At 69.8% G+C, this 26,125-nt stretch carries 23 protein-coding genes; 11 read left to right on the top strand and 12 right to left on the bottom strand.

All coding sequences use genetic code 11. The annotated features are described in order from the left end of the window. Position 1: 1 nt before the first annotated feature. A complete protein-coding gene (locus VEA98_RS01345; RefSeq protein WP_324810380.1) occupies positions 2–1,042 on the bottom strand; it encodes a cell wall hydrolase in 1,041 nt (346 codons plus the stop codon). A gap of 532 nt (positions 1,043–1,574) precedes the next feature. Here VEA98_RS01345 and VEA98_RS01340 point away from each other — a divergent pair. Next, positions 1,575–1,760 (top strand): hypothetical protein, encoded by a 186-nt coding sequence (locus VEA98_RS01340; RefSeq protein WP_324810377.1) that lies wholly within the window; start codon positions 1,575–1,577, stop codon positions 1,758–1,760. Positions 1,761–1,922: 162 nt separating this feature from the next. Further along, positions 1,923–2,285 (top strand): DUF6481 family protein, encoded by a 363-nt coding sequence (locus tag VEA98_RS01335; RefSeq protein WP_324810374.1) that lies wholly within the window; start codon positions 1,923–1,925, stop codon positions 2,283–2,285. Positions 2,286–2,338: 53 nt separating this feature from the next. Here the strand turns inward: VEA98_RS01335 and VEA98_RS01330 are convergent, their stop codons facing one another. After that, positions 2,339–6,337: a PAS domain S-box protein gene (locus VEA98_RS01330; RefSeq protein WP_324810372.1), complete on the bottom strand. Its 3,999-nt coding sequence runs from the start codon at positions 6,335–6,337 to the stop codon at positions 2,339–2,341. 203 nt (positions 6,338–6,540) lie between these two features. On the opposite strand from VEA98_RS01330, the gene VEA98_RS01325 reads away from it, so the two are divergent. The 4 genes from VEA98_RS01325 to VEA98_RS01310 all read left to right on the top strand — a co-directional run bounded on the left by VEA98_RS01325 (position 6,541) and on the right by VEA98_RS01310 (position 9,934). Next, a complete protein-coding gene (locus VEA98_RS01325) occupies positions 6,541–7,020 on the top strand; it encodes a Dps family protein (RefSeq protein ID WP_324810369.1) in 480 nt (159 codons plus the stop codon). Positions 7,021–7,136: 116 nt separating this feature from the next. Then, a complete protein-coding gene (locus VEA98_RS01320) occupies positions 7,137–8,291 on the top strand; it encodes a cell wall hydrolase (protein WP_324810366.1) in 1,155 nt (384 codons plus the stop codon). An 80-nt stretch (positions 8,292–8,371) separates the two neighbouring features. Continuing rightward, positions 8,372–9,448, top strand: coding sequence for a sensor histidine kinase (locus VEA98_RS01315; protein ID WP_324810363.1), 1,077 nt, complete (start codon positions 8,372–8,374; stop codon positions 9,446–9,448). Between the two features lie 78 nt (positions 9,449–9,526). Then, on the top strand, positions 9,527–9,934 hold the full coding sequence (locus VEA98_RS01310) for a response regulator (RefSeq protein ID WP_324810360.1): 408 nt from the start codon (positions 9,527–9,529) through the stop codon (positions 9,932–9,934). 40 nt (positions 9,935–9,974) lie between these two features. Here VEA98_RS01310 and trxB read toward each other — a convergent pair whose 3' ends face one another. Further along, entirely contained in the window at positions 9,975–10,982 is a 1,008-nt protein-coding gene (gene trxB, locus VEA98_RS01305; protein WP_324810357.1) for a thioredoxin-disulfide reductase, read from the bottom strand. Positions 10,983–11,050: 68 nt separating this feature from the next. Between trxB and VEA98_RS01300 the strand changes: the two genes are divergently transcribed. Next, entirely contained in the window at positions 11,051–11,275 is a 225-nt protein-coding gene (locus VEA98_RS01300; protein ID WP_324810354.1) for a hypothetical protein, read from the top strand. Positions 11,276–11,391: 116 nt separating this feature from the next. Beyond that, positions 11,392–11,781: an endonuclease domain-containing protein gene (locus VEA98_RS01295; RefSeq protein WP_324810352.1), complete on the top strand. Its 390-nt coding sequence runs from the start codon at positions 11,392–11,394 to the stop codon at positions 11,779–11,781. A gap of 67 nt (positions 11,782–11,848) precedes the next feature. Here the strand turns inward: VEA98_RS01295 and VEA98_RS01290 are convergent, their stop codons facing one another. The 5 genes from VEA98_RS01290 to VEA98_RS01270 all read right to left on the bottom strand — a co-directional run bounded on the left by VEA98_RS01290 (position 11,849) and on the right by VEA98_RS01270 (position 16,337). Further along, the gene (locus VEA98_RS01290; protein WP_324810350.1) at positions 11,849–12,847 is read right to left on the bottom strand and encodes a mitochondrial fission ELM1 family protein; all 999 of its coding nucleotides are present in this window, start codon (positions 12,845–12,847) and stop codon (positions 11,849–11,851) included. Continuing rightward, complete coding sequence (gene greA, locus VEA98_RS01285; RefSeq protein ID WP_324777435.1) at positions 12,838–13,311, bottom strand: transcription elongation factor GreA; 474 nt, start codon at positions 13,309–13,311, stop codon at positions 12,838–12,840. The genes VEA98_RS01290 and greA overlap by 10 nt, the downstream gene beginning before the upstream one ends. A gap of 136 nt (positions 13,312–13,447) precedes the next feature. Beyond that, the gene (locus VEA98_RS01280; protein ID WP_324810347.1) at positions 13,448–13,663 is read right to left on the bottom strand and encodes a hypothetical protein; all 216 of its coding nucleotides are present in this window, start codon (positions 13,661–13,663) and stop codon (positions 13,448–13,450) included. A 99-nt stretch (positions 13,664–13,762) separates the two neighbouring features. Beyond that, the gene (locus VEA98_RS01275) at positions 13,763–14,428 is read right to left on the bottom strand and encodes a glutathione S-transferase (protein WP_324810345.1); all 666 of its coding nucleotides are present in this window, start codon (positions 14,426–14,428) and stop codon (positions 13,763–13,765) included. 61 nt (positions 14,429–14,489) lie between these two features. Then, a complete protein-coding gene (locus VEA98_RS01270; RefSeq protein WP_324810343.1) occupies positions 14,490–16,337 on the bottom strand; it encodes a family 43 glycosylhydrolase in 1,848 nt (615 codons plus the stop codon). Positions 16,338–16,402: 65 nt separating this feature from the next. Here VEA98_RS01270 and selD point away from each other — a divergent pair, with 65 nt between their 5' ends. Genes selD through VEA98_RS01255 form a run of 3 tightly spaced genes read left to right on the top strand, consistent with a single transcriptional unit; the run spans position 16,403 to position 19,824 of the window. Then, complete coding sequence (selD, locus tag VEA98_RS01265) at positions 16,403–17,458, top strand: selenide, water dikinase SelD (protein ID WP_324810341.1); 1,056 nt, start codon at positions 16,403–16,405, stop codon at positions 17,456–17,458. Continuing rightward, positions 17,455–18,519 carry a tRNA 2-selenouridine(34) synthase MnmH gene (mnmH, locus tag VEA98_RS01260; RefSeq protein ID WP_324810338.1) on the top strand — a complete coding sequence of 355 codons (1,065 nt, stop codon included), beginning with the start codon at positions 17,455–17,457 and terminating at the stop codon, positions 18,517–18,519. The genes selD and mnmH overlap by 4 nt, the downstream gene beginning before the upstream one ends. Positions 18,520–18,528: 9 nt before the next feature. Then, positions 18,529–19,824: a dicarboxylate/amino acid:cation symporter gene (locus tag VEA98_RS01255; RefSeq protein WP_324810334.1), complete on the top strand. Its 1,296-nt coding sequence runs from the start codon at positions 18,529–18,531 to the stop codon at positions 19,822–19,824. Here VEA98_RS01255 and VEA98_RS01250 read toward each other — a convergent pair. The 4 genes from VEA98_RS01250 to VEA98_RS01235 form a co-directional block, all read right to left on the bottom strand. Next, a complete protein-coding gene (locus VEA98_RS01250) occupies positions 19,821–21,728 on the bottom strand; it encodes a hypothetical protein (protein ID WP_324810331.1) in 1,908 nt (635 codons plus the stop codon). The genes VEA98_RS01255 and VEA98_RS01250 overlap by 4 nt on opposite strands. Positions 21,729–21,804: 76 nt before the next feature. Next, positions 21,805–22,209: a hypothetical protein gene (locus tag VEA98_RS01245; protein ID WP_324810329.1), complete on the bottom strand. Its 405-nt coding sequence runs from the start codon at positions 22,207–22,209 to the stop codon at positions 21,805–21,807. A gap of 166 nt (positions 22,210–22,375) precedes the next feature. Next, positions 22,376–25,681, bottom strand: coding sequence for a carbamoyl-phosphate synthase large subunit (gene carB, locus VEA98_RS01240; RefSeq protein WP_324810327.1), 3,306 nt, complete (start codon positions 25,679–25,681; stop codon positions 22,376–22,378). Positions 25,682–25,697: 16 nt separating this feature from the next. After that, a complete protein-coding gene (locus VEA98_RS01235) occupies positions 25,698–26,012 on the bottom strand; it encodes a hypothetical protein (protein WP_324810325.1) in 315 nt (104 codons plus the stop codon). Positions 26,013–26,125 lie beyond the last annotated feature (113 nt).

The raw sequence follows: 26,125 nt of genomic DNA, 5'->3' as shown, positions 1-26,125 counted from the left end.
ATCAGGCCGTAGGGACGGTGGCCGCGGCGGGCGCGGAGGCGCTATCGACCGCGGGGGCCGTGACCTGGGCAGCCGGGACCGACGTGGTCGTCGGGGCCGAGGCCGGAACAGCGGCGCGTTCGCCCGACGCGCGTTCGCCCGGCGCCGGCGTGGCGCGGCCTTCCTGGGCCAGCAGCAGGTTGTAGGCGATGGCGCCGGCGTCGCGGACCGTGCTGGTCGGGTCGAGGCTGGCCTGGATCAGGCGCGGCCCATCCGCGTCGGTGGAGGGCCGGGCGGCGTAGGAGAAGGCGGCCCCGGAGCCGGAGCGCCCGCCGAAGCGGTAGAACAGGTGATCGCCGACCTGGCTGACCCGCACCAGCGAGTTGCGCCACTGCGGTGAAACGCCGGTGGTGTGGAAATGGGTGGCGTTGCCGACGCGGGCGTAGACGCTGCCAGACAGGGCGCTGGAGGCGATGTCGCGGGCCCGGTTCCAGGCGGCGCGATTGACGCGGCCGCGCATCGAACCGTCGCAGGTGAAGCTGAACTGGCAGCCGGTCCGGCGCCCGGCGCCCTGGAACACCACGCTGCAGACGCTCTTGGGGAAGGCGGGGTGGCGGACCCGGTTGAGGACCACCTGGGCCACGGCCTTCATGCCGTCGCGCCCCTCGCCGCGGGCTTCGTAATAGACCGCCTGGGTCAGGCATTCGAGGTCGCGCGAGGCGTCCAAGGCGCCGCCGAGCCGGAACGGCTGGGCCGCGACGGGCCCCGTGAGGCTGACATGGCGCAGGCCGCTGGCCGGAGACTGGCCGCGCAGCTGTTCGAGCCGGGCGGTCAGCAGCTCCGCCTGCCGGTCGCGCTGGGCCGAACCCGCGACGGTGTAGGGGTCGTGCCGCCGGGCGATGGCCAGGGCGCTTTCGTCCAGACCGCCCGCGGCGGCGGCCAGCGCCTCTTCGGTGAAACCCGCGGCCGTGGCGCTTTCGATCCGCTCGGCCTGGGTCCGCACCGTTGTCGCCTTCGCCACGGCGCCGCCCAGATAGGCGCAGCCGACAGCCAGTCCCACCATTGCGCCGAACGTCGCCGCCGCCGCGCCGGGCCGGATGCGGGCCTTGCGTTCGGCAGGGGAGGTCGCACGCGAATGCGAGGCGGTGGGCAAAGGCTCAATCCTGTTCAGCAGGGCGCAGCGCCGCCCCCGGGTAGTCTCGCGGCGGGGGCGACGCGTCGGTCGCGGCCCGGCTGCGGTAGATCGACGGTCGGCGAATGGGCCAGTCGTCGGGACGCGCCTTAAGCCAGCCGTTTATGGCGGCAATGTGGTTGATTCGCAAGATTGGCGTGCGGCGCAACATAGCGGACACCGTCATGGGTATCCGATGGTTAACCACGGAAAACGTTCTGAAAGTCTTCCGAGTGCCGTGACCGAATACTGTAATCAACCACTACCGCGCACCCGTGACGGGAATGTGGGAAACTGTGGATGATTTAAGCCGCGCCGCACTATTGTCTTCGCAGCGGCCGGCCCGACCTCGCTTGCTTGCGGGCCTCGCGCCGGAACACCTTGGCCATGGTCGCGTTCTGGCTGGACAGAACAGGAGCCCGCCATGAAGAGAACCGCCCTGATACTCGCCTCGGCCTTGAGCGTCGCCGGGCTCGCCGCCTGCGGCCATACCATCGAACAGAAGGCCGCCACCGGCGCCGTCGCCGGGGCCGTTGTCGCCGGCCCGCTGGGCGCGGCCGTGGGCGGGGCCGCGGGCGCGGCGGTCGGCCAGGCCGAGAAGCCGAACTGACACAGCATCGTCGTCGAATCGGGGGCGGAGGCCGGTTCTCCGCCTCGCAACCTTGATTTCCGCCCCCATATGGGCTTAGCCCACCCGGCGTTGGCTGAGCGCCGCTCGCCCGCATCGTTCGCGCCACCCGACAAACAATCAAGGACATCGACGACCGCTCGCATGAGAGATCTGAAACAAACCGGCTTCACCGACCGCCTCACCGCCCAGCAGGAAGCCAAGAAGGCCCTGCTCGCCCGCTTCAAGCCGAAGCCCGCCGCGCCCGACCCCGAGTTCGACAAGCTTCAGGCGAAGCGCGCCGCCGAGAAGGAGGCCCTGCGCCAGCAGCGCGAACTGGAGAAGGCCGAGATCCGCCGTCAGAAGGCCGAGGCCGAAGCGGCACGTCTGGCCGCGGAACGAGAGGCCCAGGAAGCCATCGAGGCCGAGAAGCGCGCCGCCCGCAAGGAGCGCAAACAACTGACCAAGGAAGAGCAGAAGGCCGCCCGCGACGCCCGCTACGCCGCCCGCAAGGCGCGCCAGCGCTAATCCCCCCCCTTCCGTCGATCGTCAGGACCGTCCGGTTTCGCCGGACGGACTTTTCATTCGGGGTCGGCGGCGGACAGCGCGCCCAGCACGACCGCCAATTGCTGCCCGGAATAGGGCTTCCTGACGAATGGCCAGGGCGCGTCCGCCAAGGCCGCGTCGACGTCCTCGCCCGCATAGCCCGAGGTCAGCACGATCCGCATGTCGGGCCATGCCCGGGCGCTTTGGCGAGCCAGTTCGATGCCGGTCATGCCGCCGGGCATCACCACGTCGGTCAGCATGATGTCGAACCGCTCCTCGCCGAGCAGCTCCAGCGCCTGCGGCCCGCTGTCGGCGGCGCGGACTTCGAGTCCCAGGCCCTCCAGCAGTTCCTGCGCCACCGCGGCGACGCCGGGATCATCCTCGACCAGCAGCAACCGGCGCCCCGCTGTCATCGCGCCGATCTCCGCGGGGGGCGTGACAGGCTCGGCCGTCTCCGCGGTCGCCAGCGGCGGCAGATACAGGCGCACCTCGGTGCCGCGCCCGACTTTCGACGTCACCCGCACGCTGCCGCCGCTCTGCCGCGCGAAGCCATAGACCTGGCTCAGGCCCAGCCCGGTGCCCTTGCCGACCGGCTTGGTGGTGAAGAACGGCTCGAACACCCGTTCGATCACCTCCGGCGACATGCCCGACCCATTGTCCGAGACGGTGACGCAGACATAGTCGCCGGGGGGCAGTTCAGCGATGTCGCCGGCCTCGACCGGGCAGCTCATGGTCTGGATGGAGACCTTGCCGCGATCGCCCAGCGCGTCGCGGGCGTTGACCACGAGGTTCAGCAGCGCGGCCTCGAACTGGGCCGGATCGACGCTGACCCGGGCCCCGCCGCGCCGCAGCTTCAGCCTGAAGTCGATGGCCTCGCCCACCGCCCGCCTGAGCAGCGGCTCGCTTTCGCGGATCAGGCCGTTCAGGTCGGTCGGCTCGGGCCTCAGCGCCTGCCGCCGCGAGAAGGCCAGCAGCTGGTGGGTCAGGCGCTCGCCGCGCCGGGCGGCGGACAGCGCAGCCTCGCCCAGCTTCTTCTGACGCGCGGCGTCCTCGGGCGCCCTCAGCATCATGTCGAGGGCGCCGATGACCACGGTCAGCAGATTGTTGAAGTCGTGGGCCACGCCGCCGGTCAGGCGACCGACCGCCTCCATTCGCTGGGCATGCATCAGGTCGGCTTCGGCCTTGGCCTTTTCCGCCAGCGCTTCGCCGACGCGCTCCTCGAGCAGTTCGTTGATCCGCTTCAGGTCGTCCTCGGCCCGCTTGGCCTCGGTGACGTCGATATTGGCTCCGACATAGCCCTGGAACTGGCCGGCCCCGTCGAAGCGCGCCACGCCCTCGCAGCGCAGCCAGCGCACGCCGAGCATCGGATGGTTGACCCGCGCCAGCGCCTCGAACCGGTCGCGGCCGACCAGGGCCCTGCGGAAGGCGGACACGAAGCCCTCAAGGTCTGCGGGTTCGGCCAGACGCCGCCAGCCGTCATCGATGGCGTCCTCAGACTCGACCCCGAAGAACGTCTTGTAGCGCCTGTTGGCGAAGACCATCCGGCCCTCGTCGTCGCTCATCCAGATCAGGGCGGGGGCGCTGTCGGCGACGGTCCGGAAGCGGGTTTCGGATTCCTGCAGTCGCGCCTGGGCCTCGCGGATGTCGGTGACGTCGAACGCCACGCCCACGAAGCCGACCACTTCATCGCTGGCGCCGAACCGCGGCCGGGAGAACGACTTCAGCCAGCGGTACTCACCGTCGTGGCGGCGATATCGCGCCTCCATCGAGAAGGGCTGGCCCGTCGCCTCGCCGAGCAGCGACTCCTCGAGAACGCCCGGCTGGTCGTCCGGGTGGACGATGGAGCGCCAGTCCAGCAGACGCGCCTCCTCATACGTTCCTCCGTGATAGGCGACATAGGCCTGGTTCACGAAGGCGCGGGTTCCGTCCTGCTGGGTCACCCAGATCAGCACCGGCGCCGTATCGGCGATGGCCCGGAAGCGCTGCTCGCTCTCGCGGACCTCCGCCTCGGCCCGGGTCCGCTCGATTTCGGTCCAGGTTCGCCCCGCGACTTCCTGGAGCAGCTCCAGCTCGTCGTCCGTCCACTCGCGGACCCGGGAATCGTGGACGTAGAGGAAGGCCCGCAGCCGACCGGCCCGGATCAGGGGGACCCGCATCAACGACCGGGTCTGCAGACGCTCGAAGAGCTCAAGCGCCGGTTGGGTCCGGGCGTCTTCCCGAACGTCGGGGATACGCACGGCGTGTCCCGCGGCCAGATCCGAAATCAACCCCGCCCCAAACTCCTCGAGCGAAAACTCGCCGTGCGCGCTGACCACGTCCGCGGTCCAGTCGCGGCTCATCGACACGGTCTGGCGTTCCTGGTCGACCTCTCCGTATCCGACGCGCTGCACCTGCAGTTCGCTGCCGAGGGCCCGTTCGACCTCCGTCATGATGTCGTCGGGCGACGTCAGGTCGCGCAAGGCGTCGGTCAGCGCCAGCAGGAAGGTCTGACGGCGCTCCTGGCGCCCGATCAGGTCGATCGCCTCGCGCGTGTCGGTGATGTCGAACGCCATCCCGACATAGCCCCGAAAGGTTCCGTCCCCGTCGAACCGGGGATTCACGGCGACCCGCATCCAGCGCCAGGCGCCGTCGGCGCGCTGGAACCGCGCCTCGAATCCGTAGGGCCGGTGTTTTGCCCGATGCCGCTCCTGGGCCGAATTGACTTGGGCCAGATCGTCGGGATGAATCGCTTCGCGCCAGACATGGCCGAGTATCTCGTTTGCCGGCCGCCCGTAGAAGCCGACGAGGGCGGCGTTGACGAACTCGACCTCCCCTTCGACGTTGGTCATCCAGACCGGGGAGGGCGCCGTATCGGCCATCAGACGGAACCGGGTCTCGCTTTCCCGCAGCGCGGCCTCGGCGGCTTTCGCGCCGGAGATGTCGACCACCACGGCGATGAAGCCGTCGACCTCGCCCGTCGGTCCGGTCAGGGCGCGTACGCTGATGACCACCCAGACCGTCGAGCCGTCCGGGCGCAGGTAGCGCTTCTCCAGCTGGGAGCCCCCCGCGTTCAGCGCCTCATCCAGGGCGCGTCGCGTCAGTTCGACGTCGTCGGGGTGGCTCACCGCCTCGGTGCTCAGTCCCACGACGTTTTCGTGCGGCACGCCGAGGATTTCGGCGTACCGCGCATTGGCGCTCAGAATCGTCCCGTCCAGTCCGACGCGCGCGATGCCGGCCGAGGCCTGATCGACCATGGCCTGCAACTGGGCTTCCCGCTCGCGCAGGGCTGTCTCGGCGGCGCGCCCGTCGGTCACATCGATGTTGACGCCGATCATCCCCTGGAAGCGGCCGGCGGCGTCAATCCGCGGTCGCCCTTCGGTGCGGAGCAGCCGCCAGACTCCGTCGGCGCGTTTGAAGCGGGCTTCGACCTCGAACGGCTCGACCTGATCGGCGGCCGACCGGATGACGGACGCAACGCGGGCCCGGTCGTCCTTGTGCAGGAAGGTGGCGAAGTCGACGACGCCCGCCGACTCCTTCACCCCCCAGAAGCGGCGGAGCGGCTCATTCAGATGAACGCAGCGTCCGGCCTCGTCGCTCATCCACAGCATGATCGGCGCCTGCTCGCTGATCAGGTGCAGTCGGTGTTCGCTCTCGCTGATCCGTTCGGTCGACAGACGCAGCGCGTCGATCGAGGCGTCCAGCCGCCCGAGGACCTTGCGCAAAGAGGCCGCGACGACCGTCGTGAACAGCCCCACGATGATGAAGTTCGTGGTGGCGATAATGCCCAGCCGGCTGTCGATTCCGGCGCCGGTGGCGTGCATGCCGACTACCAGCCAGCCGCCGAAGAGGCAGGCGAACACCGCCGCGATTCCTGCGAGTCGTCCCGCCGCCAGGGCCGCCAAGATGACGGCGGGCAGCAGGATCATGAATCCGGTGATGTCGCCGTAGAAGACGGACAGGGCTTTGCGGACCAGCAGCATGAGGGCAGCGCAGCCAACGCCGATCAGCAGCGAGACCCACCACGGGCGTGGCCCGACGCGCGCGAGGCGCGTCACGCCCGCGTCGACATCCAACAACCGCCGAAACACCCCGACCCCGCCCAATTCATCCCCCGCTCGCGCGCACGCGACTTCTCGCAACGTATTGGCGCGCTTTGCGTTCCGGCAAGCGCGGCGTTTGGGATGGGTCGGTCGTCGAGCTTGCAGGGGCCGCCGGCGTGCCTACGTCCAGAGCTGATCCCAGCAATGCAGGAGCTCGCATGACCGCGACCATCGACACCGGCCTTTCGAAGACGGAGCGCACCGATGTTGCGCAGGAACTGACCAAGGTTCTGGCCGACAGTTTCGCGGTCTATCTGAAGACCCACGGCTATCACTGGAACGTGCGGGGTCCGGAGTTCTTCAGCTTCCACAGCCTGCTGGAACAGCAGTATCGCGACATCTGGGGCGCGCTGGACGAGATCGCCGAGCGGATCCGCGCTCTCGGCGTCCTCGCCCCGCAAAGCTTCTCCGGCTTCGGCAACCTGACGTCGATCAAGGACGGCGATCCTGAGAAGGAAGCCACGGCCATGCTCAAGGAACTGATGCAGGACCACGAGACGCTGATCGCCACGGCCCGCAAGGCGTTCGCCGCCGCCGACGCGGCAGGGGACGAGGCGTCGGCCGACCTGATGACGCAACGCCTGGCGGCCCATGAAAAGTTCGCCTGGATGCTGCGCTCGACCCTCGGCGGACGTTGAGGCTTGACCGAGCGGCGGTTTTCGGCCTGAAAACCGCCTCGCTCTGAGGCTACGGAAAACCTCCGGCCGCCTTGCCGGAGCAGGAGTTGGACTTGGCCGGCATCGACTGGACAAAGATGCGCAAGAGGACGCGCCGGCTTGCCGCCGCCGCGCCCGCCGCCCTGGCGGCCATCGGCGTAGCCATGGCCGCGAGCTCTACCGTCCGCCCCGAGATCGACCGCCGCGCCGAGGCCGTGCGCCGGGTGACGCACGGCGATCTCACCGACAAGGGGCTGGCCGCGATCATGGCGCGCATGACGCCGTCGCAGCTCGCCGTCGCCATCCGCCACGATCCCAACGAGCGCCGGCCCGCCCTGTACGGCCTCACGCCCGGCTGGGAGAACCTGTCGCTGGGCGGCAAGCCGTCCCTCGACTTCGGCGCCTCCGGGCTCGAGGCCCAGCGGCTGAACGCCGCCATGCCGGTGTCCGGCCTGCTGCGGGCGGCCCGACCCTTCGACTTCAAGCCGGCCACTGCCGAAGACCGCCGGCGTGCGGTGCGCTGCCTGACCCAGGCCGTCTATTACGAGGCGGCCCTTGAACCGACCGAAGGCCAGGAAGCGGTGGCCCAGGTTGTGCTCAACCGCGTCCGCGATCCCAACTACGCCAACTCCGTTTGCGGGGTGGTCTATGAGGGGGCGGAGCGGGTCACGGGCTGCCAGTTCAGCTTCACCTGCGACGGCTCGCTGGCTCAGGCTCCGGTGGCCTGGGCCTGGAACCGCGCCGCCCGGGTCGCCGAGCGCGCGCTGGCCGGCCATGTGGCCGCCAAGGTCGGCACGGCCACCCACTATCACGCGGACTACGTCCATCCGTGGTGGGCGCCGACCCTGAATAAGCTGACCCAGATCGGCGCGCACATCTTCTATCGCTGGAAAGGCGTCTACGGCGAACCCGCCGCCTTCCGCCAGAGCTACTCCGGCCGCGAGCCGCGCATCGACGAGGCCCGCTTCGCCCGGCCCCGCCTGCAGGTCGCTTCCGCGACCGAGGCCGAGGCGGCCCTCGCCGAGGCGGCCGCCAAGGGCGAAGCGGCGACCCGGACCGTCGTCATCGACGGCCAGACCCGCACGGTCGGCGTCGTCTCGCTCGGCGGCCGGCAACAGCCGACCCGCGACCAGATCGCCGAGATCAACCAGCGCCTGGCGGCTTTCGAGGCTCCCGCCCGGCCCGCGCCTGCCGCCCCGCCGCCGGGCGTGACGGTCATGGACGTGGAGGAAGTGGGCCGTCCCGGCTCCTGACTCCGATCTGTTGCAACGCTTCCGGGGGCTCGCGCATTGATGCTGTCCCCGAGTGCGACGACGCGCCCTGTTGAGGCTCCGTGACCCAATCCGATCCGACCGGCGCCGAGACCGTCGAACGCAAACTGGCCCTGACCGTGCAGGCGCTCGCCGAGAGCGAGGCCAAATTCCGCGCCATCGCGGATTCCATGCCGCAGATGGTGTGGTCCACCCGGCCTGACGGCTTCCACGACTACTACAACGCCCGCTGGTACGAGTTCACCGGCGTGCCCCAGGGCTCAACCGACGGCGAAGGCTGGAACGGCATGTTCCACCCCGACGATCAGGAGCGGGCCTGGGCCGCATGGCGCCAGTGCCTCGAGACCGGCGAGCCCTATGAGATCGAATACCGCCTGCGCCGGCATGACGGCGTCTATCGTTGGACGCTCGGCCGGGCCCGCCCGATCCGCAACGAGGCGGGCGAGATCACGCGCTGGTTCGGCACCTGCACCGACATCGATGACCTGAAGCGCTCCGACCAGGCCAAGGAGCTGCTCAGCCAGGAGCTCAGCCACCGCATCAAGAACATCTTCGCCGTGGTCTCGGCCCTGATCGCCCTGTCGGCCCGCCAGCACCCCGAGGCGAGGGAGTTCGCCAACGCGGTGCGCACGCGCATCAACGCCTTGGCCCGCGCCCACGAATTCGTCCGCCCGCACACCGAAACGTCGCGGCCGTCCGTCGGCTCGATGACCCTGCACGCCTTCCTCGCGGACCTGTTCAAGGCCTATACCGAGCTGACCGGCGAACCGCGCATCCTGGTGTTCGGTGACGACGCGACCTTCGACGACCAGGCGGCGACATCCGTGGCCCTGCTGTTCCACGAACTGGCCACCAACGCCGCCAAATACGGCGCGCTTTCAGTCGAGGGCGGCCGGGTCACGCTCGATACCCGACGCGCCGGCGACCGCTTCACCCTGACCTGGACCGAGACTGGCGGACCTCGCATCTCCGGTCCGCCGGAACGGACGGGCTTCGGATCGTCGCTGGCCACCCTGTCGGTCGAAGGCCAGCTGGGCGGCAGGCTGGAGCGCACCTGGCGGCCCGACGGCCTGCAGGTCGTCGCCGACCTTCCCGCCACCGCCCTGTCCCGTCGCAGGGCCGCTCAAAACGTCGCATGACGGAACCGACCCTGCACCCGTACGCTCCCTCTGCGTCCCCCCGCGAAGCGGATCCCGCCAAGACCTTACGCTACTGATATGCCTGCCCGAATTCTCATCATCGAAGACGAGGCCCTCGTGGCCATGGAGCTTCGCTTCGTTCTGGAGGATCTCGGCCACGAGGTCGTCGGGAGCGTCGCCGACGCCGCCTCGGCCCGCCAACTCGTCCGCGAGTCCGACGTCGACCTGGCGCTGGTCGACATTCATCTGTCCGACGGCCCGACCGGGGTCGCGCTCGGCCGCGAGCTGGGTCAGGATCTCGGCGTCTCGGTGCTGTTCATGACCGCCAACCCGGGCATGGTCCGCGAGGGCGTCGCCGGCACGATCGGCGTCCTGTCCAAGCCCACCGACGAGCGCGCGGTGCAGACCGCCGTCGACTACGCCCTGCGCCGCCGGCAGGGGCAGCCGGTGCTGTACGCGCCGCCGGAACTGCAGCTGTTCGCATAAAGGTAGGGGCTAGGGGCTAGGGGCTAGCTCTTGGTTGCTCCTACCAGACGGCGATCTTCTCGGCTTCCTTGTGAGAGATCGGGTGGCCCTCGGCCTTGTGGTCCTGTTCGGCCAGGAAGCGGACCGCCTCCAGCGCCGCCATACAGCCCATGCCCGCCGCCGTGACCGCCTGGCGATAGACGTCGTCGGTGACGTCCCCCGCGGCCCAGACGCCTTCGATCGCGGTCGCGGCCGTACCGGGCTTCACGACCAGATAGCCGCCCTGTTTGGTCTCCAGCTGGCCGGCGAACAGCTCCGACGACGGGGCGTGGCCGATGGCGATGAAGACCCCGTCCGCGGCGATCTCGCGGGTCTCGCCGGTCTTGACGTTCTTGAGCCGCGCGCCGGTGACGTTGACGCCGCCGTTCTCGGTGGTCCCCAAGATCTCATCGATGGCCGAGTCCCAGATCACCTCGACCTTGGGGTTCGAGAACAGCCGGTCCTGCAGGATGCGCTCGGCGCGGAACTCGTCGCGGCGGTGCACCACGGTCACCTTCGAAGCGAAATTGGTCAGGAACAGCGCCTCCTCGACGGCGGTGTTGCCGCCGCCGACCACGATCACTTCCTTGCCGCGATAGAAGAAGCCGTCGCAGGTGGCGCAGGCCGAGACGCCGAAGCCCTGGTATTTCGCCTCGCTCTCGATCCCCAGCCATTTCGCCTGGGCCCCCGTCGAGATGATCACCGTCTCGGCCAGCATCTCGGTCCCCGAATCCAGCGTCAGGCGGAACGGCCGCTGCGACAGGTCGGCCTTGACGACGATGTCCTCGACCACCTCGGTGCCGACGTGCTCGGCCTGGGCGCGCATCTGCTCCATCAGCCAGGGGCCCTGGATCACATCCTTGAAGCCGGGATAGTTCTCGACGTCGGTGGTGATGGTCAGTTGGCCGCCCGGCTGCAGGCCGGCGATCACGACCGGGCTCAGCATCGCGCGCGCGGCGTAGATGGCGGCGGTCCAGCCGGCGGGGCCGGATCCGATGATGGCGACGCGGACGGTGCGGGGGGTGCTCATGGCGTCTATTTAGGCGCTGATTCCGGTTCGCGCGATGCTAGGCTGACATCCATTCACAGGAGGACGCCATGAAAGGACGCAGTCATCTGGGCATCGGCATCGCGCTGGGGGTCGGCGTCGGCACCGCCATCGGCATCGCCATGGACAATCTGGCCCTCGGCATCGGCATCGGCATCGGGATCGGCCTCGCTCTGGGCGTGGCCATGGACGAGAAGAGCAAACGACGCGGCGGCGGTTCCGGGGGCGGCCATGCCTCGGACGGCGGCGACCCGGACGGAGGCGACGGGGACTGACCTTCTCCCTCCCCGCCCCGGGGAGGGTGGTCGTCGCGCAGCGCCGACCGGGCGGGGGCGGCCGGTTGCACTTTCGCTTCCAGACGCGCAATCTATAGCTGCGCGGAGAACTGCAGATGCCGGTCGTCGCCAAGGCGCGAGCCATGCGCAAGAGGATGAGCCCTCCGGAAGCTCGCCTCTGGGTAGCGCTCCGACGTCTCCGAGCGCGCGGCTATCACTTCCGTCGCCAGCACCCCATGATGGGCTTCTATCCCGACTTCGTCTGCCTGGACCGGCGGCTCGTCGTCGAGGTCGACGGCGCCGGGCACGATTGGCGTGTTGAACTGGACCGTCGGCGGGACGCGGCGTTCGCGCGCGAGGGGTTCACGACGCTGCGATACGACAACGCTTCGATCCGGGACAATCTGGATGGTGTATTGGCGGGCATCGTGGCTCGGCTCGAAGTCGCCGTCCCCACCCGGCCGCTGCGCGGCCACCCTCCCCGGGGCGGGGAGGGAGAAGGCTGAGCGACTCTCGCTCCCCGCCCCGGGGAGGGTGGTCGGCGCGCAGCGTCGACCGGGTGGGGGCGGCCGCCTAGGCCCGGCTCATCCGCTCCAGCACAATCCGCGCGGCGCGCTCCGTCTCATTGAGCGGCTCGTAGCTCCAGACCTGCAGTTTTCCGTCGAACGGCCGCGCCGCGCCGCGCTCGCGCAGATCGGCGTGCAGCCGTGCGAACTTGCCGGCCGGCTTCAGCGGGACCATCGGCAGGATGTGCACCGGCCTGCCGGTCGAGGCCGCCTCCGCCGCCATGTTGGCGCTGTCTTCTGTGACCAGCACGTGGTCGGCGTCGTGCAGGAAGGCGAAGTAGGGGTTCGCGCCCGCGCCGTCCCAGATCAAGCCGGGCAGGCTGGCCAGCCGGCCGGCCATGGCCTGTTTGGCGGCCTCGGGCGTCCGGCGCGAGAAGGTCAGCATCAGCGAACCGCCCGCCTCGGAGATCGCGGCCGTGATCCGGTCGGCCAGCTCGGCGGCGTGGCTCTCGGGCAGATCAAAGGCCATGGAGCGCCCGCCGATCAGCGCCGCCACCCGCGGGCGGGGCAGGGAGGACAGCTCCGCCTCGAACCCCGCCGCGCCCTCCGCAAGCCGCTGGGGCGTCACCCGGTGGGGCGATCCCGTGATGGAAAGCAGATTGGACCCCGCAACGCTGTCGTGCGCGGGCGCGACGACCAGATCATAGGCATGGGTCTTCCAGCGTGGGTTCTGGGTCTGGACCACGAAGGTGCGGCCGCCCGAGCGCCGCCGCACCGCCGCCGACAGCGGCAGGGTCGCGCGTCCGGTGGCGATCCACAGATCGGGCCAGTCCTCGCCGAGGCCAGGTTCGACCGGGTCGGATGATGGGTCCAGCATCCACCGGGCCTTCAGCGCCGAAGGCAGCTTGTCGAACGCCTTGCGCCAGCGGATGCGCCTGACCTCGATGCGAGACGGAAAAAGGCGCTGGACGGCTTCCGCCAGACCCAGCGCCTGATTTTCGATGCCGGCCCGGCCGTCGGAGACGACCCAGACCGAGAGCGGGGGCCTGTCGGTCCCTACTTCCACTCGACCTTGAGGATTTCATAGGCCTTCACGCCGCCGGGCGTGTTGACCTCGACCACGTCGCCGACCTCCTTGGAGATCATCGAGCGCGCGATCGGCGAGGAGACGGAGATCTTGCCCGCCTTCACGTCGGCCTCGTGCTCGCCGACGATCTGGTAGCGGCCCTCTTCCTCGGTGTCCTCGTCGACCACGGTGACCGTGGCGCCGAATTTCACCTGGTTGCCGCTCAGTTTCGACACGTCGATGACCTGGGCGCGGCTGATCTTGTCCTCGATCTCGGCGATCTGGCCCTCGATCCAGCCCTGTCGTTCCTTGGCGGCGTGATACTCAGCGTTTTCGGACAGATCGCCGTGTTCGCGAGCCTCCGAAATGGCCGCGATGACGCTCGGCCTCTCGACCGACTTCAATTGCTTCAACTGATCGTCGAGGGCGCGATAGCCCTCGGCCGTCATCGGCACTTTTTCCATATGTCGTGAGTTTCTTGGCTAGCCCGACTGACGAACTTACTCGGCACAAAGGTCGCTGGGCGCACGCGACCGGCCCAAGAGGGTAGGGCGCCCTACCCGAAGGTTCAAGGGGCAAGGTGGCTTCGGAAAGACGGGCCTAGGCGACGGGTTTTCGCCGGCGTGCCCGGATCTGCTGGATATCGCCCCATAATTTGACCCTGCGCACGAGACTCCAGGCCAGCCAGGCGACCGCGGCGAGGCCCACGGCCATGAACAGGCTCGAGATCAGGAACACGCCCGCCGCCATGAAGGCGAGCACGAAGGCGACGGCGGCGATCAGAGCCGCGATGACTTGAATGGTTCTCAGGCGCATGGCGGGGTAACGGTTCTGGCGGGCCGGAGTTGCGGCGGCGTCGGCGGTGGAGGCGCGCGCCGCACGGACTGTGGCTTCGGCGCCAGTGGCCGCCGCGGGTCAGGCGTAGCTGTACGGGCCGCCCCGCTCCAGCGCCCTCTGGTACGCCGGACGGGCATGGATACGCTGCAGAAAGGCTCGCAGCCGCGGCTTGTCGCCGCCGTAGCCGACCCGGCTGCCCGCCGCCTCCACCGGGAAGCTCATCATGATGTCGGCGGCCGAGAAGGCGTCGCCGGCGAACCACTCCGACCGCGCCAGCTCGGCCTCCCAGTGTCCGGTGTGCGCCGCCAGCTGCGGATCGATCATCCGCGCGTTCATGCCGCGGGCGATGCCGTTGGCCACGGGCCGGGCCAGCCACGGAACCCGCTTCGGGATCTGGCTGAAGATCAGCTTCAGCAGCAGCGGCGTCATCGCCGACCCCTCGGCGTAGTGCAGCCAATAGGTCAACCGCCGCCCTTCGGCCGTGCCGCGCGCGGGTCGCAAGGCCGAGCCGCCGTGTGCGTCCAGCAGGTATTCAACGATGGCCCCGGTCTCGGCCACGCGCACGTCGCCATCGTCGACCACCGGCGACTTGCCCAGCGGATGGATCGTCGTCAGTTCGGGAGGGGCCAGCATGGTCTGCGGATCGCGCTGGTAACGCTTCACCTCATAGGCCGCGCCGAGTTCCTCCAGCAGCCAAAGCACCCGCTGGGATCGGGAGTCGTTCAGGTGATGGACGGTGATCATGGGCCGGCTCCGCTTGCCGTGGGCAGTTAGCTGGGTTGACGCCGCGTCGGTCCAGAAGAATTCAATCCCGCGCCGGAACCCGCACCACCCGGCTCAGCGGCGACACGCCATTGGGCGAGAAGGCTTCCACCGCGAACCAGTAGTCGACGCCTGCATTCAGGGCCCTGACCTCCAGCTGATCTCCCATCTCCCGCAGGTCGTCGCCATACACCTGATAGGTCAGAAACAGCCGGTCCGGGGCGATCCCCCAGCGGACATTGTAGCCTAGTGCGCCCGAAACCGGCGCGATGTGGACGGTGGCGTTCCTCTGGTCGCGGCCGCGCTCGACGCGGACATCCGCCGGCCGCTCGGGCGGGAGGCCGTCCGAGGTCCCGAACACCCGCAGATCCGAGATGGTCAGATGGGCCGCGGCGACCTCGCCGTGTTCGTAGCGGATGTAGCGCGCGTCCACCGGCCGCTCGCCCTCGACATAGGCGTTGGGGCGGTCCCGTTCGGAGTCCGACAGATCGGCGAAGACCCGCCAGTCGGCCCCGTCCACGGACCAGAGGATGCGGAACCGCGTCCGGATGTCGGGGCGCTCGGCGTAGATGCCAGACTCGTAGTCGGCATAATTCACCTGCACCGCATGCACCCGCTTGGTCCCGCCGAGGTCCAGCGTCAGCGTCTCGCCCGGCCGGTTGGCCGCAGCCACCCAGAAGGTCCGCGGGTTCTCGTCGGTCGCGCGATCAGCCGTGAACTCGCCCTCCGTCGAGGACGCCTCGGCCGGCGACTTGTAGGACAGCGGGAACCAGCCGGTGAACAGACTCTCCGGATCGTTGACCTTCGCCGTCGGCAGGCGCTGCGGATAGTCGCCGAAGCGGCTGGAGAAATGCATCTGGCCGTCGGGGGTGAAGCCGCCGGGGAACATCGCGATGCGGCGCTCGAAGGTCCAGTTGTGGCCGATCCACGGCGTGCCGGTGTTCCACCAATTGCCGTGCCGGTCCTGGAAGGTCGAGCCGTGCCCCGCCCCCTCCACGAAGCCGCCGGGCTTGTAGCTGACCGGATTGTACGGCGCGTATTCGAAGGGGCCCAGGGGGCTCGGGGCCACATAGGTCCCGTTGGCGTAGGCGTTGTATTCGGTGCCGGGCGCGCCGTACTGCAGATAGTACCGGCCGCCGTGCTTCGTCATCCAGGCCCCTTCCATATAGGGCTTGATGGCCGTTCCGTTCGGCAGGGTTCCCGAATGATCCTGCCCGAACCGCTCCCAGCCATGCTCGTCCGGATGCAGCGTGTGCAGCGCCAGCGGCTCCCCGACGAACCGCACCGGCGGCGTCGGATCGATCTGCGCCCCGTACATCGGATAGACGTTCGACGAGCCCCAGTAGAGGTACCACCGGCCGTCATCGTCGATGAACAGGCCCGGGTCCCACGGCCCCGGCGGCAGCTTGCCCTGCGGCAGGCCGGCGTCGCCGTAGCTGCCCTCCTCGTTGCGGCTCACCGCGCCCGGGACCGGCGGCAGCACCCGCGTGTGCCAGTCCCACTGCCCCGTCTCCGGACGCTCGCTGACCAGCAGCGGCCGGGGCTCGAACGCGGACTGCATCAGATACAGCCGCTCCCCGTCCGATACCGCCGCCGGCGCGACGTTCGACTCGAACGGCCATTTGTTCGGCTGAACGTAGGTCCAGTCGAGCAGGTTCTCGCTGGTCCAGTAGCCGTCGGCCAGGGTCTGGAAGAGGAAGTAGCGGTCGCGGTGCAGCACGATCACCGGATCGGCCCCGGTGCGATAGCTGATCCCCCGATGGGTCTGCTCGAAATTGTATTTGTAATCCACGTCGACCGGATTGGCCCAGGTGCGGGGCCGATCCGCCTGCGCGGCGGCGGGGAGGGCCAGCAGGGCGGCGACGACGGCGGTCAGGATCGGCAAGCGCATGGCGGCACGCTTAGCACGCGCTCCGGCCTGTTGAGTTCACGAGCGGTTTCGCCCAGACCTTGGCCATGACCTCGCCAGAGCCCGCCGCCGAGCCCCGCCTGACCTCTCTCGCCCACGGCGGCGGCTGCGGCTGCAAGATCGCGCCGGCCGTGCTGCAGGACATTCTGGCGCGGATGCCCCAGGCCCAGCCGTTCGCCAATCTGATCGTCGGGACCGAGACCTCGGACGACGCCGCCGTCTGGCGCCTCAACGACCAGCAGGCGCTGGTGGCCACGACCGACTTCTTCATGCCGGTGGTCGACGATCCCTTCCACTTCGGCCAGATCGCGGCGACCAACGCCCTGTCGGACGTCTACGCCATGGGCGGCACGCCGATCTTCGCCCTCGCCATTGTCGGCATGCCGGTCAACGTCCTGTCGCCGCGCACCATCGGACGCATCCTGCAGGGCGGGGACGAGGCGTGCCGGGCGGCGGGCGTCCCGGTCGCCGGCGGCCACTCGATCGACAGCGTCGAGCCGATCTACGGCCTCGTCGCGCTCGGCCTCGTCCATCCGGATCAGGTGCTGACCAATCGCGGCGCCCGGCCGGGCGACGTGCTGGTCCTGACCAAGCCGCTCGGCGTCGGGGTGCTCAGCGCGGCCTTCAAGCAGGACCGGTTGAGCAAGGACGGCTACCGGGTCCTGAAGGACAGCACGACCCGGCTGAACAGCTTCGGCGCCAGGCTGCCGGGCCGCCCGGGCGTGCACGCGGTCACCGACGTCACCGGCTTCGGACTGCTGGGGCACGCCCTCGAGATGGCCCGTGGCGCAGGCGCGACTGTCGAGGTCACCTCGACCCCGCCGACCCTCGCGGGCGCCGCCGAGCTGCTCAGGGAGGGCGTGCGCACCGGCGCCTCCGGCCGCAACTGGGCCAGCTATGGCGCCGACGTCGACCTGCCCGCCGGTCTCGAGGACTGGCGCCGCGACCTGCTGACCGATCCCCAGACCTCCGGCGGCCTGCTGATCGCCGTCGCCGAGGCCGAGGTCGGCGATCTTGCGGCCTTCGCGCGGATCAACGGCTCGGGCTTCGATGTGGTCGGCCGGGTCGTCGAGGGCCTGCCGCGCGTCCGCGTCGTCGCATGATCCGTCGCGCGACCGATCTGACGCCGCAGGCGCGGGACGGCTTCGACGCCGTCATCGACGTGCGCAGCCCGGCCGAGTTCGCCCTCGACCACATTCCCGGCGCGATCAACCTGCCCGTCCTCGACGACATCCAGCGGGCCGAGGTCGGGACCGAATACGTCCAGCGCTCCAAATTCCTCGCCCGCCGCCACGGCGCCGCCCTCGTCGCCCGAAACATCGCCGCCCACCTGGAAGGCCCGCTGGGCGACCGCGACGGCTCCTTCCGCCCCCTGGTCTACTGCTGGCGCGGCGGTCAGCGCTCCGGGGCCATGGTGACGGTTATGGACCAGGTCGGCTGGCCGGTCACGGTGCTGGACGGCGGCTACCAGACTTGGCGGCGGCAGGTGAAGGCGGCCCTCTACGACGCGCCGCTGCCGCATCGCCTCGTCCTGCTCGACGGGCCCACCGGCTCCGGCAAGACGGCCCTGCTCGGCGCCGCGGCCGCCCGCGGCGTCCAGACCCTCGACCTCGAGGCCCTCGCCGCCCACCGCGGCTCGCTGTTCGGCGCCGTCCCCGGCGGCCAGCCGTCGCAGAAGGCCTTCGAGACGCGGCTGCACGACGCGCTTTCGCGCCTCGACCCTGCCCGTCCGGTTCTGGTCGAGGCCGAGAGCAGCAAGATCGGAGCCCGGGTCATCCCGCCGTCGCTGTGGGCCGCCATGTCCGCCGCACCCGTCGTCGGCATCGAGGCGCCGGTCGAGGCCCGCGTCGCCTTCACCCTGCAGACCTACGCCGGGATCGCCGCCGACCGCGAGGCCCTGGACGCCGCCCTGACCCGCCTGCCGCGCCATCACGCCAGGGCCGCCATCGCCGAATGGCGCGCCCTCGCCGCCGCCGGCGATCTGGAGCCGCTGGTCCGCCAGCTGATCGAGGTCCACTACGATCCGGCCTATCGTCGCACCGGCGCGGGGCGGGCCCGCCCGCTGCTGCGGCGGCTGACGCTTGCGGACCTCACGCCGGCCGCGCTGGACGCCGCAGCCGCCGAGATGGTTTCCACGCTCGACGCTGGGCCTGGCCCGGCCTAGCTTCCGGCCATGACCCGCTCCCGCACCGCCGCCCTGATGTCGTCCCTCAGTCTGAGGGTGCTCCTCGCCCTCGTCGCCGGCCTGCTGGCCGGCGCCGCCGCCCAGGCCTGGGGCATCCCCGGGGGGACCGGCACGGTGGATGTCGTCGAGGGGCTCGGTCAGCTGTGGCTCAACGCCCTGCGCATGACCATCATCCCGCTGGTCTTCGCCCTGCTGGTCACCGGCATCGCCTCGATCGCAGACGCCGCCGCCACCGGCCGGCTGGCCCTCAGGGCGGTCGTGGTCTTCGGCGTTCTGCTGGTCGGCGCCACCGTCTATGGCGTCCTCGCCTCGGAAGGGCTGCACGCCCTGTGGCCCATCGACCCGGAGGGCGGCCGGCTGCTGCTGACCGGCGCCCCCGGCGACGCCGTGGTGCGCGAGAACCTGGGCGGCGGCGGGCTGACCGCCTTCCTGACCAGCCTGGCCCCGGCCAATCCCGTCCGGGCGGCCGCCGACGACGCCATCCTCGGCATCGTGGTCTTCGCCATCGTCTTCGGCTTCGCGGCCACGCGTCTGCCCGAGCGTCTGCGCCAGCCCCTGACCGTCTTCTTCGAGGCGGTGGCCGAGACCATGATCGTCATCGTCCACTGGGTGCTGCTCGCCGCCCCGATCGGCGTCTTCGCCCTCTCGCTCGGCGTCGGCCTCAGCGCCGGGCTCGGCGCCGCGGGCGTGCTGGGCCACTACGTCGCCATCGTTTCGCTGGCCCTGATCGGCCTCATCCTGCTGACCTATGTCGTCGCCGTGGCCTGGGGGCGGGTCACCCTGCCGCGCTTCGCCCGGGCCGCCGCCCCGGCCCAGGTCGTCGCCTTCTCGACCCAGTCATCGCTCGCCTGCCTGCCGGTCATGGTCGAGCGCGCCCGAGACCGCCTCGGCGTCTCGGCGGCCACGGCCGGTCTGGTCCTGCCGCTGGCGGTGGCGGTGTTCCGCATCACCTCGACCGTGGCGAACCTCGCGGTGTGCATCTACGTCGCCCACCTGTACGGCATTCCGCTCAGCCCCGGCGTGCTGATCGCCGGCGGCGTCACCGCCCTGGCCATCAGCGTCGGCACCGTCGGCCTGCCGGGTCAGGTCAGTTTCTTCGCCTCCATTGCCCCGATCGCCATCGTCATGGGTCTGCCGCTCGAGGTCCTGCCGCTGCTGCTGGCCGTCGAGGTCGTGCCCGACATCTTCCGCACCATCGGCAACGTCACGGCGGACCTGGCGGCGGCGCGGATCGTCGAGGGCCGGGACGCTGCGGCGGACCCGGAGGCGGCGTCGGGAATCTAGGCCGCCAGCAGCCGCGTTGCGGCGGCCCGATCGGACGCCGACAGGTCCATGCGCGAGGCCTGCCGATAGGCTTGCCGCGCCGGTCCCGCCTCGCCCCTGGTCGCCAGCGCCCGGCCCCAGGCCAGGTGCAGCGCGCCCCAGCGCGGCGCGCGGTCGGCGGCGGCCCGGTATTTGCGCACGGCGTTCGCCGCATCGCCCTGCTTCGCCAGAGCGTCGCCCCAGTATTTCAGCGGATCGGCCCAGCGCGGACTCCGGCGGCTCGCTTCCCGGAAGTCCGAGACGGCCCCGGCCAGGTCGCCCCGCGCGAGGCGGGCGCGGCCGCGCGCCTCGTGGGCGAAGGGCAGGGAGGGACCCAGACGGATGGCCTCGGCGTACCAGCGATCGGCCCCCGCGCGTTCCCCCCGGGCTTCCGCCACGACGGCCCGGGCGATGACGCAGTCATAGCAGTCGGCCGGGGTGGTCGCGATGAGAGCGGCGGCGCGGTCGGTCTCGCCCAGCCGCGCCAGCGCCGTGGCGAGCGAGGGATAGAGGGCGACGCGACGGGTCGCCTGAACCGCCGGCGGCAGGCCCGAGATGTCTATGCCGTCCAGCAGGCGGGCCACTTCGGTCCAGTCCTCGGCGGCATAGGCGGTCGCCGCCGCGAACTCGTCCGAGAGCGCTTTCCAGGCCGTGAGGACCTCGGGGCCGGCGTCGGCAGGCGGCGGGGTCAATTGCGCTATCTCGACACGCGCGGCGGAGGGCTCATGAAGGCCGTCAAGCACGAGCGCCAGCGTGACGATCTGCTGGAGATCGCCGGGGCGAACCGCCAGGCTGCGGCGAAGAGGCTCGACCGCGCCGCTGTAGTCCCCGATGTCCAGCCGCACATTGGCCTGCCAGGCCGCGGTGACGAAGGCCAAGCCGTCCGGACCCATGAAGCGGCGGCCGTCGCTCCGCGCGGTGCGGTAGGCGGCGCGGTTGTCCTGCACGGCGGCTTCTGCATGACCCAGCCCGCGATGCGCCCCGGCCCTGTTGGCGTAGCCGAGCGTGAAATCAGGGGCGATGGCCAGGGCGGCGTCGGCCGCCTTGATCGCGCCCGCGATGTCGCCTTTGGCCTGCAGGCTGAGGTTCAGGCCTGCATAGGCCCAGATGCGGTCCGCCTCGTCGGATGACCGGGTCAGGGCGCGCAGCGCCTCCTCGGAGCGCGCTGCGCCCTCCGCGTCGCCGCGGCGGCCCAGATAGACGGCGTAGCGATACGGCTGGGTCGCGGCGTAGACCTGTTCGGCGGCCGCCTGAATCATGGCGTCGAGGGCGCGTTCATCCGCCCCGGTCTGGGGCGTCGCCGTGGCCGTGCCGGTGCGGGCGATCAGCGAAAGCCCGTCGGGGGTCCGGTACAGTTCGCCGCCGATGGTGGTCTGCTGCCCCAGCCATTCGACCAGATAGCGCCGCAGCTCGCCGACCGAGACGCCGGTCTGGGGAATCTGCACCTTGATGTCGCCGTTCCAGTTGTTGGCGTAGGTCGAGGGGGCGCGCACCGACTGGGTCTGGTCGCTCATCTCGCTGAGCCGGTCCAGAAGACGGCTGGCCACCACCTGGCCGGTGATGCCTTTTTCCGCGAACTCGGGCGGCACCGAGAAGGGTTCGATCACCAGTCCGCGCTCCTGCGACGCCGACCAGACGAGGGAGCCGAGCCCGACCGCGAAGATGATCCCCATCAGCCCGGTCAGGCAGCGCAGGGCGAAGCCGGCGCGCTCCTTCATGATCTGCCAGCCGATCAGCTGCTCGTGACGAAGCAGAACGCGATGGGCGGGGCTGCCCGGCTCGGCGTTTCCCGCGGCGGCCGCCTCCATGGCGATCTCTATGGGGTCGGGGGTCGTCGGCGCCGGCGCGCGCAGACGGCGAGGTCGCTTCTTCGCTTGGTCCGCCATCACGCCACCCCGTTCCCTGAAAACGACGGTCGCTCAATCAGGACGGGACGTCAAACGACCGGCTCCAGGGAAGCGACTACCGCTCCGCCCATTTCATCCGGTCGAGCGCCTCGGCGGCCCGCAACAGCGCGCCGGCTTCCGCGGCCTGCCCCTGGCTGACCAGCCACGCCGCGCGCCGCACCGCCTTCATGATGGCCACATCGGCGCTGATCCGTGGGGTCTCGGGCAAGGCCTCCAGCTCGGCCAGCGCCCGCAGCGCCGGCGGCCGATCGTCGGCGCCGCCCCGCAATGGCTTCAGATCCAGTCGTTCCGCGATCCGGCTCCGGGTCCAGCCCTCGGCCATCGCCCGACGGCGCAGATTGGACAGGCCGACATCGAACCTGCGCGCCACGGATGGTGCGGATTCTCCCGCGACATAGGCCTTCCTGACCTGCGCCCAGGTCTCCGGCCCGCGATACTTGCGCAGACGATAGTGTTCCATTCGCGGATGCTGACACATGGCTACGTCAGAAGCGGACGCACGGTCGCTTCCCCTCTCCCGCCCGGCGAAGAGCTTACTGCGGTCCCTTCAGCAATCTTCATGGCCGACCTGACCGAACTACACCGGCGTTTGCGGTCGCGGCATGGTCGAAATAGCCGCCAACTGGTCAGCCGTGCGCATAGTCCTGGATCGGCCGCACGCCTAGGTCGCCGGCCTTGATCGCGCCGATGGCCTGCGACGCCGCCAGAGCCCCCGCTGTCGTGGTGTAGTAGGGGATCTTCATCATCAGCGCCGTGCGGCGGAGACTGAAGCTGTCCTGCAGCGACTGCTTGCCTTCGGTCGTGTTGATGACCAGCTGGACCTCGCCGTTCTTCATCGCATCGACGATGTGCGGCCTCCCCTCCAGCACCTTCTTGACCAGCCCGACCTCGAGGCCCTGCTCCGTCAGATAGGCATGGGTGCCGGCGGTGGCGATGATCGTAAAGCCTTCCGCGATCAGTGTCTTCACCGCGTCGACGATGAACGGCTTGTCGCCTTCCTTGACGCTGACGAAGGCGCAGCCGGCGACCGGCAACAGGGTGCCGCCGCCGATCTGGCTCTTGGCGAAGGCGCGGGCGAAGGCCGGGGCCATGTCGGCCTCGCCGTCGCGCTTCCAGTCCAGGCCCATGACCTCGCCGGTCGAACGCATCTCGGGGCCCAGCACGGTGTCGACGCCGGCGAAACGGGCGAACGGGAAGACGGCTTCCTTGACCGCGATATGGTCGTACGGCTTGTCGGTCAGCCCGAACGACTTCAGCGCCACGCCGGCCATGACCTTGGCGGCGATGGCGGCGATCGGCTGACCGATGGTCTTGGCCACGAAGGGGGCGGTTCGCGACGCGCGCGGATTGACCTCCAGCACGAAGATGCGAGGCGCGTCCGAGTGCGGTTCCTCGATAGCGAACTGGACGTTCATCAGGCCGTGCACCTTCAGCGCCCGGGCCATGGCCTCGGTCTGGCGCTTGAGCTCGACGATCGTCTCGGGACGCAGCGAGTGCGGCGGCATGGAACAGGCGCTGTCGCCCGAGTGCACCCCTGCCTCCTCGATGTGTTCCAGCACGCCGGCCACGAACACCGTCTCGTCGTCGCACAGGGCGTCGACGTCGACCTCGGTGGCGCGGTTCAGATAGTGGTCGATCAGCACCGGGTCATCGCCCGAGACGCGCATGGCTTCGCCGACGTACCGGTCCAACTGCTCGCGGTCGTGGACGATGACCATGCCGCGGCCGCCCAGCACGTATGACGGGCGCAGCACCACCGGGTAGCCGACCTCGTCCGCCTTGTCCGCCGCCTCCTGCGCTGATCGGGCCAGGCCGTTGGGCGGCTGCATCAGGCCGATATCGTGCAGCATGACCTGGAACCGCTCGCGATCCTCGGCCAGGTCGATCGAGTCGACGCTGGTGCCGAGGATCGGCACGCCGTCCTCCTGCAGCGCATGAGCCAGCTTCAGCGGCGTCTGGCCGCCGAACTGCACGACCACGCCGATCAGGTCGCCCTTTGAGCGCTCGACGTCGATCAGCTCCAGCACGTCCTCGGCCGTCAGCGGCTCGAAATACAGCCGGTCAGAGGTGTCGTAGTCGGTCGAGACAGTTTCGGGGTTGCAGTTGACCATGATCGACTCGACGCCGATGCCGTCGAAGGCGAAGGCCGCGTGGCAGCAGCAGTAATCGAACTCGATCCCTTGCCCGATCCGGTTCGGCCCCCCGCCGAGGATGATCGCCTTCCTGCGGTCGGTCGGATCGGATTCGCAGGCCGGGACCTGACCGAGCGCGCCGGTCTCGTACGTCGAATACATATAGGCCGTGGCGCTGGCGAACTCGGCCGCGCAGGTGTCGATGCGCTTGAACACGGGGCGGACATCGAGGGCGCGACGGGCCTTGCGCACGGCGGCTTCGGTGGTCCCGGTCAGTTGGGCGAGGCGCGCGTCCGAGAAGCCCTTGGACTTCAGCTTGCGGAAGTCCGCGGCGGTGGTCGGGAGGCCTTGAACGACGACGTGACCTTCGGTGCGCACGATATCGGCGATCTGGCGCAGGAACCACGGCTCGTACGAGCACGCCGCCTGCACCTCCTCGACCGACAGGCCATGCCGGAAGGCCTGGGCGATCACCCGGATGCGGTCCGGCGTCGGCTGGCCGAGCGCCCGCACGACGGCGGCCCGGATCGAGGCGTCGTCGTCGATCTCGGCCGCGCCGTCGATCTCGATCTCGTTGAAGCCGGTCAGGCCGGTTTCCAGCCCGCGCAGGGCCTTCTGCATCGACTCCTGGAAGGTCCGGCCGATGGCCATGACCTCGCCGACGGACTTCATGGACGTGGACAGCGTCGCCTCGGCGCCCGGATATTTCTCGAAGGCGAAGCGCGGGATCTTGGTGACGACATAGTCGATCGACGGCTCGAACGAGGCGGGCGTCACCTGGGTGATGTCGTTCTGCAGTTCGTCGAGGGTGTAGCCGACAGCCAGGCGCGCGGCGACCTTGGCGATCGGGAAGCCGGTGGCCTTGGACGCCAGCGCCGACGACCGCGACACGCGCGGGTTCATCTCGATCACCACCATGCGGCCGTCGGCGGGGTTGATGGCCCACTGGACGTTGGAGCCGCCGGTCTCGACGCCGATTTCGCGCAGCACGTTGATCGAGCCGGTCCGCATGCGCTGATATTCCTTGTCGGTCAGCGTCAGGGCCGGGGCGACCGTGATCGAGTCGCCGGTGTGCACCCCCATCGGGTCGATGTTCTCGATGGAGCAGATGATGATGCAGTTGTCCGCCTTGTCGCGGACGACCTCCATCTCGTACTCCTTCCAGCCGAGCACGCTCTCCTCGATCAGCACCTCGGTGGTGGGGGACAGGTCGAGGCCGCGTTCGACGATCTCCCTGAATTCCTCGACATTGTAGGCGATGCCGCCGCCGGTGCCGGCGAGGGTGAAGCTGGGCCGGATGATGGCCGGCAGGCCGACGAACTCCAGCGCGTCGTCGGCTTCGTCGATAGAGTGGATGGCCTTGGACCGCGGGCTTTCGAGGCCCAGCTTGTCCATGGCGTCGCGGAATTTCTGGCGGTCCTCGGCCTTGTCGATGACGTCGGCGCGGGCCCCGATCATCTCGACGCCCCACTTCTTCAGCGCCCCGGACGCATCCAGCGCCAGCGCCGTGTTCAGCGCCGTCTGACCGCCCATGGTCGGCAGCAGGGCGTCGGGCCGCTCCTTGGCGATGATCTTCTCGACCATCTCCGGCGTGATCGGCTCGATATAGGTGGCGTCGGCCACCTCCGGGTCGGTCATGATCGTGGCCGGATTGGAATTGACCAGGATGACCCTATATCCCTCGGCCTTCAGCGCCTTGCACGCCTGGACGCCGGAATAGTCGAACTCGCACGCCTGTCCGATCACAATGGGCCCCGCCCCAATGATCAGTACAGATTGGATGTCCGTGCGCTTTGGCATTGATCTTACAAGACTTTCAGTTCGTCAGGACCGCGCACTCCCAGCCGTCGTAGTCCAGCTGGAAGGCCGCGGCCCAAGATTGCATCATGGCGGAAACGGGCGAGAACGAAGCCTCGTCCACCGCCATCGTGGTTTCGAGGATGGTGCAGTCGTCCTGCCCCCGCGTCAGGAACCCGGCCCGGCGCGCCACCTCGTTGAGGTCGTCATGGGCCCCGTCGCCATAGAAGTAGAACAGGGTGTGGCGCGGCGTGAGGCCGCTGTCGCCGTGCGCCGCCAGGGAGGCCCGGACCATGGCGTCGCGCTCGTCGTGAGGGACATGGTCATCGGTCAAGGCGGCAGGTCTCCTCGCGCGCGCAGAACCCGGCGCGGGCGGCGCCGGCGCGGGTCGGTTCGGGTTGTCGGCTAAGCGGCCCGTTTAGAGAGGGGGGGCGGCAGTGGCAACGA

It is taken from the genome of Brevundimonas sp. (assembly GCF_035627055.1).
GTDB lineage: Bacteria > Pseudomonadota > Alphaproteobacteria > Caulobacterales > Caulobacteraceae > Brevundimonas.
The sequence above is the reverse complement of the archived record's forward strand: the minus strand, read 5'-3'. Positions and strand labels throughout refer to the sequence as shown.